Origin of the sequence: Alkalihalophilus lindianensis, assembly GCF_032843265.1 — a bacterium.
GTDB lineage: Bacteria > Bacillota > Bacilli > Bacillales > Bacillaceae_D > Alkalihalophilus > Alkalihalophilus lindianensis.
In genome coordinates, this window is sequence record NZ_JAWJBA010000002.1 from 229260 (window position 1) to 242638 (window position 13379).

At 41.9% G+C, this 13379-nt stretch carries 14 protein-coding genes and 1 pseudogene; all 15 read right to left on the minus strand.

Translation table 11 applies throughout. From position 1 onward, the window contains the following. Nucleotides 1-20 precede the first annotated feature (20 nt). Nucleotides 21-862, minus strand: a pseudogene (locus RYX56_RS07860) (formate/nitrite transporter family protein). A gap of 42 nt (nt 863-904) precedes the next feature. Continuing rightward, on the minus strand, nt 905-2392 hold the full coding sequence (gene cobA, locus RYX56_RS07865; protein WP_317121522.1) for a uroporphyrinogen-III C-methyltransferase: 1488 nt from the start codon (nt 2390-2392) through the stop codon (nt 905-907). Nucleotides 2393-2607: 215 nt separating this feature from the next. Further along, nucleotides 2608-4458: a flagellar filament capping protein FliD gene (fliD, locus tag RYX56_RS07870; protein WP_317121523.1), complete on the minus strand. Its 1851-nt coding sequence runs from the start codon at nt 4456-4458 to the stop codon at nt 2608-2610. Between the two features lie 73 nt (nt 4459-4531). Beyond that, the gene (locus RYX56_RS07875) at nt 4532-4774 is read right to left on the minus strand and encodes a hypothetical protein (RefSeq protein ID WP_317121524.1); all 243 of its coding nucleotides are present in this window, start codon (nt 4772-4774) and stop codon (nt 4532-4534) included. Between the two features lie 42 nt (nt 4775-4816). Beyond that, on the minus strand, nt 4817-5017 hold the full coding sequence (locus RYX56_RS07880; RefSeq protein WP_317121525.1) for a YjfB family protein: 201 nt from the start codon (nt 5015-5017) through the stop codon (nt 4817-4819). Between the two features lie 231 nt (nt 5018-5248). Then, complete coding sequence (locus RYX56_RS07885) at nt 5249-6220, minus strand: flagellin N-terminal helical domain-containing protein (protein ID WP_317121526.1); 972 nt, start codon at nt 6218-6220, stop codon at nt 5249-5251. 212 nt (nt 6221-6432) lie between these two features. Beyond that, on the minus strand, nt 6433-7056 hold the full coding sequence (locus RYX56_RS07890) for a LuxR C-terminal-related transcriptional regulator (protein ID WP_317121527.1): 624 nt from the start codon (nt 7054-7056) through the stop codon (nt 6433-6435). A gap of 173 nt (nt 7057-7229) precedes the next feature. Further along, nucleotides 7230-7457 carry a carbon storage regulator CsrA gene (gene csrA / locus RYX56_RS07895; RefSeq protein WP_317121528.1) on the minus strand — a complete coding sequence of 76 codons (228 nt, stop codon included), beginning with the start codon at nt 7455-7457 and terminating at the stop codon, nt 7230-7232. Then, nucleotides 7458-7901, minus strand: a complete 444-nt coding sequence (gene fliW, locus RYX56_RS07900; RefSeq protein ID WP_317121932.1) for a flagellar assembly protein FliW — start codon at nt 7899-7901, stop codon at nt 7458-7460. A 529-nt stretch (nt 7902-8430) separates the two neighbouring features. Further along, on the minus strand, nt 8431-9012 hold the full coding sequence (locus tag RYX56_RS07905) for a DUF6470 family protein (RefSeq protein WP_317121529.1): 582 nt from the start codon (nt 9010-9012) through the stop codon (nt 8431-8433). A gap of 20 nt (nt 9013-9032) precedes the next feature. Continuing rightward, nucleotides 9033-10220 (minus strand): flagellar hook-associated protein FlgL, encoded by a 1188-nt coding sequence (flgL, locus tag RYX56_RS07910; RefSeq protein WP_317121530.1) that lies wholly within the window; start codon nt 10218-10220, stop codon nt 9033-9035. 11 nt (nt 10221-10231) lie between these two features. Further along, nucleotides 10232-12046, minus strand: a complete 1815-nt coding sequence (gene flgK / locus RYX56_RS07915) for a flagellar hook-associated protein FlgK (RefSeq protein WP_317121531.1) — start codon at nt 12044-12046, stop codon at nt 10232-10234. An 18-nt stretch (nt 12047-12064) separates the two neighbouring features. Continuing rightward, nucleotides 12065-12562 carry a flagellar protein FlgN gene (locus tag RYX56_RS07920; RefSeq protein ID WP_317121532.1) on the minus strand — a complete coding sequence of 166 codons (498 nt, stop codon included), beginning with the start codon at nt 12560-12562 and terminating at the stop codon, nt 12065-12067. 21 nt (nt 12563-12583) lie between these two features. Continuing rightward, nucleotides 12584-12844 (minus strand): flagellar biosynthesis anti-sigma factor FlgM, encoded by a 261-nt coding sequence (flgM, locus tag RYX56_RS07925; RefSeq protein ID WP_317121533.1) that lies wholly within the window; start codon nt 12842-12844, stop codon nt 12584-12586. A gap of 88 nt (nt 12845-12932) precedes the next feature. Further along, nucleotides 12933-13373 carry a TIGR03826 family flagellar region protein gene (locus RYX56_RS07930; RefSeq protein ID WP_317121534.1) on the minus strand — a complete coding sequence of 147 codons (441 nt, stop codon included), beginning with the start codon at nt 13371-13373 and terminating at the stop codon, nt 12933-12935. Between the last annotated feature and the right edge of the window lie 6 nt (nt 13374-13379).

A 13379-nucleotide genomic window follows, 5' to 3' on the forward strand; every position in this document is an offset into this window, starting at 1 on the left:
CTTTTTAATAGATGATCTCTTTATTTAATTGAAGCTAACTTCTCATTCACAACGACTTCTTGTTCCTCTACTTTGCTTGCCGCTTTTTCCTTTGCCTTTTGCGGGCTAAGCAACCAATATAGGCATCCTACAAATACAGCCCCTCCGACAATGTTACCAAGCGTGACCGGGATCAAATTATGGAATAAACCAGCTACCGTTATTGTTTCAGGATGCGGATGAACAAGCGCCAGTCCCAACAGCGTCATATTCGCAATGCTATGCTCATAGCCTGAAGCAATAAAGGCAAAGAGCATCCAAAAGATCAAAATTAATTTTGCCACATCATTTTTTGTCCTTAATGCCGTCCAAATCGCTAAACAGACTAACCAATTACATAAAATGCCGCGAAAGAACAGTTCACTCGTACTTAACTCATCTTATCTGCAGCAGAAGTCATCAAAAGATGATCCATTCCGACGCCAGAGAAAATACCAGATGCCAAAATTAAAAGACATAGCCCTGCAGCTCCTATGAAATTTCCTAGATAACACCAAAACCAATTGGAGAGTGTATCACGCCACGTCGTTAACCCCGATAAGGTACTGACGGTGTAGACCATATTGTTTCCAGTAAACAACTCCGCTCCAGCAAAGATTACGAGTGTAAGAGCGACACCAAAGGATAATCCCATCACAAGGGAGGTCACCGGCATCGACATTTCAGCTAACGGCGCTCCTACAGACATAATCAACACAATCCCAAGCCCCACATAAGCACCAGCTAAAGAGGCAGAGATCAAATAACGAAAACGACTCGCATCCAGTTGTTTCTTTTTTGAAAGAGCCATTCCATTCAATGCATCCAATGTATCTTTAAACATATTTGAAATCCTTTCTAAACACTGTGCTAGCTTAATAGGTTACTAGTTAACAGCTTCTGCCAACACAACCGGTTCAACCAGCGCCCCCAACACATCATCAATTGTGCTAGTCTCCGCTAATACAACATCCGCTTCAATCCGACTCGCTCGCAGTATGTGACTCGCTTCTCTTCCTTGACAAATGATATGCAGTTGACCCGTAAGCTCTGTTACGTTCATTCCGCTTAAGCGAAGAAACGTAACTAGTTTCCTAGCTTCCAAACGACTCGCAACAAACAATGTATCTACATGCTTCTCTTCTATTAGACGAGCTAATGATGCTTGTTCTTTTTGAGCGACCATTTGTTCAGAAGAGAGCCACACATCAGCCAATCCCCGTTTAGAAAAGGATAGACTTTCAATCTCCGCTTCCCCACCTATGAAAAGTGGCTTCTTCCATTCCCGCTCCTCACCACACCTCTCGGCGATATAACCTGAGGCTTCTAACGCTTGTTGCGTTTCCCAATTACCTGCGTAAAATGTTGCTCGTACGGCGCGGAGATCAAACCGATTTGCCCCCACGACTTTCAAGAAAGTTTGAACTGCTTGAGGTGAAAGAAAGATAATCTCTTCATAGATCTCCACCGTTTCTAGATTCCGAGCCATCTCAAGCTCTTTATTAGTTGAAAATTCAGTTATTTTAGGGTGTGAGTAGACATCTGCCCCCTTCGCTCTAAGTTCTTTCGCCATGTCTTTCTCCGCATCCGTTGTGGCTGGAAATAAGATCCCTTTTCCTTGGAGCAGCCTGTCTTCAAACCATTTCAACTTCGGTCGTAGCTTGACGACATCGCCGACAACGATAATCGATGGGTTTTGCACGTTCCCTTCCGCAAGATTAGCAATCGTAGCCAATGTACCTTCGATTGTTTGTTGCTTGCTGTACGTTCCCCACTGTGTCACCATCACAGCTGTTTTGGGGTCTTTTCCGTTCTTCACTAATTCATCAGCAATCGTTCGAATATGCTTAACGCCCATATAAAAGACGACGGTATCAACACTTTCGGCTAGTGACTGCCAATTCACATCCGGCTTCCCGTCACTCGTTTTCGTATGACCTGTCACAACAGCAAATGATCTAGAATGCGCGCGGTGTGTAATCGGAACTCCTGCATACATCGTTGCAGCAATCCCTGCTGTAATGCCTGGTACAATTTCGTAGGAGATCTGATGCTCTGCTAACAGCTCGGCCTCTTCTCCAACTCGACCGAAGACACCGGGGTCCCCACCTTTTAAGCGCACAACCGTCTTGCCTTTTTTGGCATGAATTAATAGCTCCTTCTGGATGTCTTCCTGTCGTAATGTATGCTTGCATGGTTGCTTCCCACAATAGATCAGTTTCGCATCTTCTTTGGCTTCCGTTAGCAAGAAAGGATTCACTAAGCGATCATAAACGACCACATCCGCTTCTCGTAAAGCCCTTCTTCCCTTGACAGTGATTAACTCCGCATCACCCGGGCCAGCACCGATAAAATAAACGATTCCTTTTTTCATGTCACTCACCTCTCTTATGAGTCTCACTATAAATGATCTTTGTGTCGAATTGGTCATATATGTAAGGAGATCTAACATGGAAATTCCCTCTTGTTTTTAGGCTGAAATAAGTTTTCCCTTTTCTAGCAAGGTTTAGAGTATATCCATTTATACCCACTAGGGATACCATTTTTTCCACAGCAAAAAAAGCCCCGTCAAAAGACAGAGCTCTACGTTTATTGTCCACCATATAATTGTGCAAATAACGATTCTGCTTGGGAATTCGCTTGGTGCATTGCTTTTTCCATTGCTGTAAATTGACGCCAGTAACGATCTTCGACTTGCTGAAGGCGACGTTCAAAGTTTGAGATACGATCATTAATCGATTCAATTTGCCGACCTAACGTAAACTGATGGTTCGCAACTTTACCACCCATTCCCCCGGCACGCGTTGAAATGTTATCAATGCCACTCGTTAATGTTTCCCGCATCCGACGAATGATCCCTTTTTCACCTGATGTCGCTCCATCAGAATTAAAAACCGCCGCAACACCTGCAGGATCGGCTTCAATCGCTTGGCGTAATCGATCCTCATTAATTTCAAGCTTTCCACGATCATTGTAGTCACGTGATGTCGTAATCCCTATTGCCGATAATTGATTGTAATCAGAACCTAGATTATTCGAGACCATTCCGTAAATATCAGAACGCATACGATCCATCACACTTTGGATCATTTGATCATTACGCAGCATCCCGCTTTGCGCACGCTCATCCCAACGCTCCGCTTCTTTATCAGAAATCGCTTCACGCTCTTCATCACTCAACGGCTTATAATCACGATAACGCTCTTCACCTAATTTCCCATTTACAAAGTCGAGCAGCTCATTATAATCATCTACAAATCCTTTGATCGTATCGAACACTTTATCAGTGTTCGTACTAACATTCAGAGAAACTTGCTCGGCACCGGTTGTTGTCCCTTTTAACGTAATCGTCACACCATCAATCGTGAACGTATTCGTTTGACGTTCGGTCTTCATGCCATTGATTGTAAACTCGGCATTCTGAGCCACTTGACGGTTAGCACTTGTTTCATCAAGCTTGAGCGCATTCGTAAAGAAAGCACCCTCAAACTTCATTTCAGCACCGGCTTCTTCTTTATTGTTAATCCCCGTTTCTTTTCTCGTCATCGATACTTGGTCCCCATGAGAATCATAAAAGGCACTAACCCCGACTTTGGATCGATTAATCTGTTGAAACACTTGGCTGAGCGTATCTGTTCCTTTAATCACGAAGGTATCTTTGATTTCCTTTCCATCACGATCAAACGTCGTAATCGAAGAGGTCGTGTACACATCATTTTCTCCACCCTCTTGGATGTAGGTAACAGAAACTTGCGCACCACTTGGAACCGTGACGCCATCAGCAAACGTCAGCTTCCCACCATTGCCATCTTGTTCAACAAGCACTTCATTGGCCGATAATGCTCTCGTCCCACCGCCCTCAATTTGAAGATCCTCTGCCGTTACAGTTTTGTATTCTTTCCCATTTACTTTTACAACCGTGTCCTCAGCGGCTTTCAGATTCTCCACTCCAGCAGCAAATGAAACCGTGTTTGTAGGTGAAGCAACACGTACGATTTGCGTTTTCGCCACGCCAGATTTCCAGTCCTCTTCTGTTAGTCCATTAAACGGTTGATCCTTCAATGCTTGGTTCGTCTGAATTTTCGACTCACCTGAAATCGCAGCCGTACTATAATTGGACTCCGCACGCGCAAGCTTATTAACCTCGGTCAAACGCAGCGACACATTCCCAGCGCTTGAACTCGCCGTAGCGGACACTAAGCTACTATTCGAACTCGTTACTTGTTTCGCACTCAAGTTTTGACTCGTTAAAATAAATTGATCGACCATTTTATTACGAAATTCATTGAACTTCAAATTCACTTCACGGTAAGCATCCATCTGCCACTCGACCACTTGACGCTGCTTGACCATATTATCAACCGGCATACGCTCTGCCCGCATAAGATCCCGCATGATTTGCTCGGTATCCATACCTGAGGCTAAACCACCCATTCTCATCTACACTTCACTCCCTAACCCTGCACATTGTTACTTGTTATATCGGTTATGTACGTACACTTGTTAAGTATCTTTAATGGATCATTTGCGGTGCGAGTTGCTTTTGAAGCTTAATTACTTCAGACTGCAATAATTGAAAACGCTCATTCATCGCTTCTTTTTCAAAAGAAGAAAGCTCATTACGGAGTATCTCCTCAGCGATGACCCTCATCTCGATCAATTTCTCTTCGATCTCCTCTAACAAACGAGCTCGCTGCTTCCCCTGTTCTAATTGCTGTTTGAGAAAATCTATATGCTCTTGAATCTCCTTTTCCACAGCTCTTCCCCCTTAAAAAAAGAGCAACCCCCGAGGTTACTCTTACCATTTCACATCAATGCTACTACCAAGATGAGGTTGTGCAGCATGTTGAATCGCTGTCGCATCCGCTGAACTCATCAATTTCTGAAGAGCCTCGCCTTGCTGCTCAGCATTCCCCATCGCTTTTTTCATCACAGCCATCGATGCCTGCTGCTGAACCTGCCCTTGGTTCATTGCCATTGAAAGAAGTGCGATATCCATGTTTAAAACCTCCTATCTAATTACGAAACTAAATATGTAGAAAACGCGTGGGTAAACTGTTTTTCTGCTTTCTTTAAATGCGGAATAAGCCCGAACTGCAAAAGCTCTTTCAAGCTAGCCGAGCCTTTTATACAGATTTACATTGTCTAAAGATAAGAAAGTCAATTATTGCTATGTAGTAGAGAAAGAGACCCTAGCAAAACTAGAGCCTCCCTTAAATTAAATATTAAATTATCCAAGTAACTGTAATACAGCTTGTGGTGCTTGGTTAGCTTGTGCAAGCATTGCTTGAGAAGCTTGTGAAAGAATGTTGTTCTTTGTCATTTCCATTACTTCACGAGCCATATCTACGTCACGGATACGTGATTCTGCAGCTTGTAGGTTTTCAGAAGAAGTATTTAAGTTATTGATAGTGTGCTCTAAACGATTTTGATTTGCACCAAGCTCAGAACGTTGAGCAGAAACCGCTTCGATTGCATTGTTGATAACTTTAATCGATGCAGCCGCTTCAGCATGATTAGCAACACTTAAAGATGCTCCTGTTGGAGTTGCATTTGTTCCATCCGTAACTGCTTCTGATGCAGCAAACTTGGCATCCTCAACATTAGCAGTTGTGCCATTAAGTGCTGTAATAGAAGCTCCCGCTGTATCAGCATCGCCATCTGCTGCACCCTGTAATCCTAAAGAGACTGCATCCATCTTTTGAATGTTGATAGTCATAGATTGACCTTGGTTAGCGCCCACTTGGAAAGTTGCTGTGAAAGCTGTACCCGGGTCTTCAGTTCCGTCACCTTTCAGTACACTTTGAGTGTTAAACTCAGTTGTATTAGAAATACGGTTAATTTCAGAAGTTAATTGATTCATCTCTTTTTGAATTTCATTACGATCAACATCTACATTCGTATCATTCGCTGCTTGAGTAGCTAGCTCACGCATACGTTGAAGAATGCTGTGCGTTTCTTGAAGAGCACCTTCAGCAGTTTGAATCATAGAAATTCCATCTTGAGAGTTACGGCTTGCTTGGTCTAAACCTTTTACTTGCGCACGCATTTTCTCCGAGATTGCTAGACCCGCTGCATCGTCACCTGCACGGTTGATACGAAGACCTGATGCTAATTTCTCCATTGAGTTTGCTGCTGCACCTTGGTTAGTACCCATTTGACGGTAAGTGTTTAAAGCTGAAATATTATTGTTAATAATCATTATAAAATTCCTCCTTGAAATGTTTCCGCCCACGTCCTTGTGGTTGGATGTTGGATTTGAGCCGTAGGACTTCGTTATCGGCCGCTAACTAGGTCCTCGTGCTTACAACTTTTATATCGGTTGGTTTGGTCAATGTTTCAATCGTTTTTGTAAATTTTTTTATTTTTTTATCTGACATAAGAAAAACGCCTGGTCCACAGACCAGGCGTCCCTTACATTCCTCTATTCTTTTTTACGAAATATGTAATGATTTCGACTTTTGAGCTTACATTGAGCTTTCGTTTAATTTTGACAATATTGTTGTTGATCGTATGTATCGAGTTGAAGGTGAGCTCGGCAATTTGCTCGGCAGTTTTCCCTCTTAGCAGATGACATATAATGTCTTTTTCCGTCTGGTTAAACTGCGTATAGCCTTCAAGGCAGACGGTTAAATCGGTTGATTTAGGTGGTTTTGTATGTTTCGCCACTGTTTGGAGAATCTCTTTTTGAAACGGTAGATCTAAGTAGGGGTAGTGCTTGAGTGCTGAGTGAACCGATTGTTTAAACTGTTCATTTTCAATCGCGATGATACTTGCTTGTTCATAATTTAGTATTTCTTTTGCTAGTCTTTGATTTTGTTTACTTATAACCCATATATACTTCCTACATTGACTGCTATACTTCTTAGAATCTTGTTTTAATCGTTTGAATACATCATCAACCTCTTCTATTTGATCGATGACATAAAAACTTAGTTCGGATTGATTCGGCTCCTCGACATCTTCTTTAATTTTTGGCGGCAAGGAAGTATCAGTCGTAATAAAGGTGATGGATTCTTTCGTTGATGAAACTGACATATGATCCTCACTCCTTTTTTGACTCTTTCTTCTATTCGATAATTATATTCGACATCCTTGTCAAATTTTGTACTTTTTTCTTAGATTTACGAAAAGGTAATCAAGACCCATGAAATAAGATTTATAAAAATGAAAAAATCTCTCATTTATACATGAGAGATTGGCTAATAGTCTTATGACCTTTTCTGAATAAACCCTCTTAATCCATCCAGTGAAATTTCTTTTGCTGCTTCGTTGTTTTCTTGTTGAATGGCTAAGTAGACTTCTTTTCGATGAATTTCGATATGTTTAGGGGCGTCTATACCGATTTTGATTTGATCTCCGTCGATTGAGAGGACTTTAATTTCAATATCATCGCCAATTTGAATTGCTTCTTTTAGCTTACGTGTCAGGACAAGCATTTACACCTCTCCTTTCACGACTGGCTTGAAGATGGCATGCTTTGTTTCATACTCACTGTTGCTTAAGAGAAGTTGCTTTCCTTTTTGCTTGGTTGCATTAATGATGACTGGGGCTTGAAGGTTGGCCGTTGTTTCTTGGAACGGCTCGTGGACCGTCAACATGATGAATGTCGCCACTTCTTCCTCTGACGTAATCTCTAGCTGCTCAATCGTCGCATCTGGTAGCTTCACTTGATAGTCTGGTACAAATTGAAACGGATTGATGACGATAAAAGCTACCTCAACTGTAGTCGTTGATTGCAGAACGTAGAAAGGCGTGCCCTCTTCAAAAGGAAGAAGCACGAAGGTTTGCTCACTCTCAAAGGCGGGAATTCCTTTTTCAAAATGGATGATTCTCTCCTTCTCTACTTCCATTGTACCTGTATATTTCGTTTCAAATTTCACCATTGCTCACACCTTTTGTCGATTTCTTTCCCTTATTTTAGCATGATTTCTATCTTTCTCGAGCAAAGCCTACAAACCTTAACAAAATAAATTAAAATTCTTTCAAAATAAGGAGGGAATTTACAAATTTTCATAGAATATTTCAATATACCTAAGAAAATAGTTCTATTTCCTTAGGTTGTCCTTTCCCCATGCGACTGATTTCTTATCTGGGCCTCCAGATGAGCCGTCTACCTCTTCGCTTCTATTACTCCCTACATATCTTCCCTTTTCTTATGTAAATCCTTATGAAAACATCATAAGCCTGACCTGCCACTAGATTCCTTTGTGTGTTACATGGCATTCTTCTCTTTTTTTCATAGCATTTAACTTGAACTGTAGGTCGATGAGTTTGGAGTAGATAGGTGTGAAGTGGGAAACGTCGCCCCCGTTTACAGGCGTGGAGACTTTATTCGAGATTCCATGACGTGGATAAGGGATTCGAGCCTGAGAAAAGGTTGCAACTCCGCGTTGCAACCTTTTCTGTTCCTTATAGCCCGCGGTTGATTGATGCTCCGACTGCTTGAAAGGATATGCTATTTTTTTGACGAAGGTAGGTATCGGTTTGCCATTTGGGCATTTGGATATCTGGTTCTCTTCTATTAATACTAATATCAGCAACATGTCTCGGGACATTGAAACTGATTTGACTTGGTTGAAAATGAATCTTTGTCTGGTCCATTGAGCGAGGCATGTTGACGACGTGCAGCTGTGACGGTGACGACTGAGTATTGGACTTAGCAAGCCGCGCAAAAGCACCAAAGCCATTTTCAATTTTCATCATCTGATCGCCCTCTTGGCGTTTCTTTGTCATATGTTCAGCCACTTTAGCAGTGGAGCTTGAATAAAAGTCATTTGCTAAACGTAGTGCTGTTTTCAAGTTTGCATCTGCAAATGCTTCTGTCTGATCGATAAACAGCTCTGAAGCTTTAGTACTGATCTCAATGATTCCAGTATGGGTCTGACGAATTTGCAAATCTGCTTGATGCTGCTTAATATGAGGGTGTGGTCGATTCGATTTTAACCCAACATATGCATTCGTTGATTGAATATCTAAGTGGAGCGCTCTCATTCACAAACACCCTCCTAATTTTAACGTAAGAAATCGAGTAGCGATGGTTGAATCAAACGCGCTCCCACAGCAAGTGCCGCACGGTGAATGCTCTCTTGAGTGGTAAGGTCGATGATGACTTTCTCAAGATCGACATCTTCATTATCAGACATGATTCGTTTTGCAAAAACATCCTGTTCCATTAGTCGGTTCTCAATCATTTCGACTCGGTTAATACGAGCGCCAAGTTCAGCTCGCTCTGATACCAAATGATCAATGTGCCCAAACATGTCATCTATATACCCAGTAAGATCGCCTCCGTCAAGAGCTGAGTTTTCTAGAGCCTTTTCTAACCTGATAATATCTCCAAACAGGGCCGTACTGAACACCTTTGAAGCATCAATATTGACAGGAATTGTGACGCCTTTCATTAATTCAATCTCTACCTTTTGAGTATTAGCTGAAACCGAATTTCGATTTGAAATAACAACATCCTCTTGACGTAGGGTTTGCGTTATTGGCTCGTTACTATCTTTTGCAGGATTAGGTGAAGAAAAAGTGACATTCCCCTCTGCACTGACATGCAATTGAATTGCTTTTTGATCGAAATCATCATCATCTATTGAAACACTTTCCATTTGTTTAACATCCTGAAAAATTAATGCACCCTCTTTTTCCCCAACATGTCTAAAGGTTTGTCCAGCGTAGGTTAAGTTAAAAGAGTCAATATGATCAACCGCTGCCCCTTCATCAAACAGTTGAGTGTGGTCTTGGTCCATCTCACTGGTATTAATAACGGGTGCCTTTGTGGTATTGGTTCCATTAAATATATATTTATTGCTATTTTTTGTATTAGCAAGCGACTCTAAATGCTCGCGCAATTGCTTAATTTCTTTTGCAATATTTTCACGCTGTGTTGACTCATAGGTGTCATTAGACGCTTGTGTAGCTAGCTCACGAATCCTTTGAACTGTCTGAGTTGCTTCATCTAATGCAGAATCAGCAGCATCCATCCACCCATAAACCTCTCTTAGATTACGTTGAAACTGTTGTACTTCATTTACTTGTGAACGATACCGCATCCCTTTCATAGCGACTACGGGGTCTTGAGATGCCTTTGTAATCCGTTTTCCTGTAGAAAGTTGATCTTGTAGATTAGCTAATCGATTGTATCCTTGATTGATGTGCTTCAACGAATTAGTTGAGAGCATCATTTGTGTCACGCGCATGAACATCCCCCCTATCTTCCGACGACGCCCATGCCGTTTATAATGCGGTCGAGCATTTCGTCTACCATTGTAATATTACGAGCCGCCGCATTGTAGGCATGCTGATATTGAATCATCATTGTCATTTCTTCATCAAGCGAAACATTACTTACAGCCTGTCTATTAAATTCTACATTTGCTCGCAGCCCCTCAGAACTCCCAAGCATACGCCCCGCTTCTTGGGTTTTTACAGCCATCTCACCAATAACACTTTGGTAGAAGCTCATTATAGTAGCCGTTTGTGTCTGTTCTCCTGAGCTGAAGGATAGCAATATATCCTTCATGTTAGAAAGACGAAGTGCATTAGAGCCATCGCCAGCGAATGCTTTGTCCATGTTAAGCTTAAAGCTAGTTGCAGGATCATCAGGGGTACTTAACTTCCCGTCAAAATTTTCACTGAGAAGCTCTCTAATCGCCTCATAATCTCTTTTCTCAACAGGTTGGTTCAAAAGGTGCGTATATAGTTGGCGGGCACTGTAGCTCTCTCCCTCATACTCAATACTATTATCATCTCTTAGAGCATCCACGTTCACACTAGCTGCAGCAATATTGTCTACACTATTTTTAATAGTTTGGGAAACTTTAATCATTGCAGCCGCATCCCCATTGTTCATGCCACTAAAGAAATCTTCTCCCAGCGAAACTTCCCCATTAATATTTGGTAATGTAAACCCTATTTTATGGATCGAGTTCACTTCATTGGCAAAATTCTTGGCCATTTCATTTAAATTAGCAAGCATCTCTGGATAGAGACCTTTTCCACCCTCATAACCAAACGCCTCAACTAAGGCTTTTAATTCCCCTTTAGGTAAAACAGAGTAATCTAATTCATACTTAATGTCTTCATCTTGAAGATTCTCTAGCTTCACGTCATTTTTAACAAGATCGGCCCCTACCAAGTGGAACTTTTCAAAGGTTCCTTGAGCATCTAACTTCATCTCTTTATGGAACAACAGAAGAGCGTCTCCATTTAATGCATCCACCAATTTAAGGGGCTCTACTTCACCCTCTTCATTTACTGCTGAAAGAAGTCCGTTCGGTCCTTTTAAATAAACCGTTACAGCTCCTTCAGCCACGTCATTAGGTTTGCCGCTACTTTTCTCTCGTTTCACTTCAATATCTAGCACATTTGAAAGCTGATCTAAGATTCGATCCTGTTCATCATAAAGATCATTTGGCACATAACCATGTGGTTCAGCCGAGCGAATTTGTTTATTAACATTATTTAGTTGATCTAATAATGAGTTAACCCCTTTGATTGTCACATCTATTTCCGCTTTATAATCATTTTTCACTGTTGAAAGAGAGCTATGTAAGTAGTTAAACGTGTTGGCAATTTCTTCTGCACGACTTCTTGCCACAACGCGAGCACCTGTATCTTCTGGGTCACCGCTTAAATCCTGCATTGAACCCCAGAACTGATCAATTAAAGAAGCTAGTCCATGCTCTGATGGCTCATTCAAAATACCTTCCATTCTTGTAAGCGACTCATACTTCGTGCCATAATACCCTACTTTGTTATTTTCATTTCTAAATTGCACATCTAAAAAATGCTCACGTACACGTTGAATAGAACCAGCTTTCACACCAGTTCCAAGGTGGCCAGGTAGCATGGGACGATTCATCCCTACATTTGGATAAGGCTCAGTCTGCGAAAAATTAACGCGTTGACGCGTATAACCTGGCGTATTGGCATTTGCAATATTATGACCAGTCGTACTCAAGGCATATTGCTGCGTCATCATTGCCCGTCTTGCCGTTTCCAGTCCATGAAAAGTTGATTTCATCGTTGTTCCTCCAACTACTTAAGCTTTCGAATCAAAAACAGAGCGGCTGAACAGCTCTGTTTGTTCGTTTTTTTGATGAGGCTGCGTGTAGTGCACATCTTCTGCTTGTGGCACCATTAAATCAAGGGAGAGGTTAACAAAACGCAAGGATTCTTCAAGCAACTCACGATTCTGTTCATTTTGTTCCTTTAGCTGATCTACCTCTTTGAGGAGGGCTCGTTGCAGCTTTTTTAGCACGACTGTTTCGTCATGACTTACTAATGGCAGCATCGAGGCAATCGTCACGTCTTCTTCGCCCTCTCCCTTTTCAATCATAAACGCCCGCGCTTCCTTCACTCGCTTCGCATCAGCTTGCTGAGCGGCGCGAATGAGTCTTGCTTCTTCCTTAATGATCTGGCCGAGAGTCGAGACATCATTGGCTTTGACCGCTTCCACTTTGAGCGACGCTTGCTTATTCAATTCTTGATGAAGCTTCAACAGCTCCGCTAGTTCTTGGATCACCATTTTTGCTGACATCTCTCTCACCTTTCACATTCCTTAGTTATTGTTCCAGAAGTCATACATCTTCTGTGCCACTGCCTCTTTATCTACGCGGTATTCACCAGACTCAATCTGCTTTTTCAGTGCTTCTACTTTTTCTTGACGTGCCTTTTCAAGCGGGTTGCCTTTTTGCATTTCAAGCGCTTGTGAGGAGATTTCAAGCTTATCTACCTTCTTCGCCTCAGGCAATTTCTCTGATTGCTCCACCTGCTTACGGTAAGGGTTTTGCTGGATGGACTGGTATGGATTAATCTTCATGGTCATCCCTCCTTTATTCGATCTGAATTAAAAACGCACCGATTTGCTCTTGTAGCTTATATCGGCACGCCTATTATAATTGTTAATACTAATTATCGATGCGATCATTAAGAGAATGGTACGTCTTATTTTTCGCATTTTCTTCTGCTTTAATATTCTCTTCAGTTCGTTGTTGGAACTCTTTTTCTTTCGCTATCTTCTCTAGGCCACCCGTGATATTTCCTTTACACGAAGCACATATACGACCTTCTTGTATCAACTTCCCACACGATTCACATGGATAACCCATATTCGGAAAATGAGTCACAAGAATGCGCCCTTCTTTGACAAATTGGTGGATTTGCTCAAGGGGTACGTCCGTCTTTTCATGGACTTCTCGGATGGAAGCCATTCGATTTTGTTTACGACGCATAAAACGAGAGACCTTATCGTAATTGTCCTCCTGTTCTTTATAGCAGGGGTTACATATTGGACGGAGTGCCTTCACAAATAAAGCCCCGCATTTCGGGCAATTGGCCACGTTTTTCATATCCGC

Coding starts and splice junctions, on each gene's coding strand:
- RYX56_RS07885 (WP_317121526.1), bottom strand. CDS start 6,220: ATGATTATTAACAATAATATTTCAGCTTTAAACACTTACCGTCAAATG.
- fliD (WP_317121523.1), bottom strand. CDS start 4,458: ATGAGAATGGGTGGTTTAGCCTCAGGTATGGATACCGAGCAAATCATG.
- RYX56_RS07930 (WP_317121534.1), bottom strand. CDS start 13,373: ATGAAAAACGTGGCCAATTGCCCGAAATGCGGGGCTTTATTTGTGAAG.
- csrA (WP_317121528.1), bottom strand. CDS start 7,457: ATGCTTGTCCTGACACGTAAGCTAAAAGAAGCAATTCAAATTGGCGAT.
- RYX56_RS07880 (WP_317121525.1), bottom strand. CDS start 5,017: ATGGATATCGCACTTCTTTCAATGGCAATGAACCAAGGGCAGGTTCAG.
- flgL (WP_317121530.1), bottom strand. CDS start 10,220: ATGCGCGTGACACAAATGATGCTCTCAACTAATTCGTTGAAGCACATC.
- flgM (WP_317121533.1), bottom strand. CDS start 12,844: ATGAAGATTAATCCATACCAGTCCATCCAGCAAAACCCTTACCGTAAG.
- RYX56_RS07890 (WP_317121527.1), bottom strand. CDS start 7,056: ATGTCAGTTTCATCAACGAAAGAATCCATCACCTTTATTACGACTGAT.
- RYX56_RS07905 (WP_317121529.1), bottom strand. CDS start 9,012: ATGAGAGCGCTCCACTTAGATATTCAATCAACGAATGCATATGTTGGG.
- cobA (WP_317121522.1), bottom strand. CDS start 2,392: ATGAAAAAAGGAATCGTTTATTTTATCGGTGCTGGCCCGGGTGATGCG.
- flgK (WP_317121531.1), bottom strand. CDS start 12,046: ATGAAATCAACTTTTCATGGACTGGAAACGGCAAGACGGGCAATGATG.
- RYX56_RS07920 (WP_317121532.1), bottom strand. CDS start 12,562: ATGTCAGCAAAAATGGTGATCCAAGAACTAGCGGAGCTGTTGAAGCTT.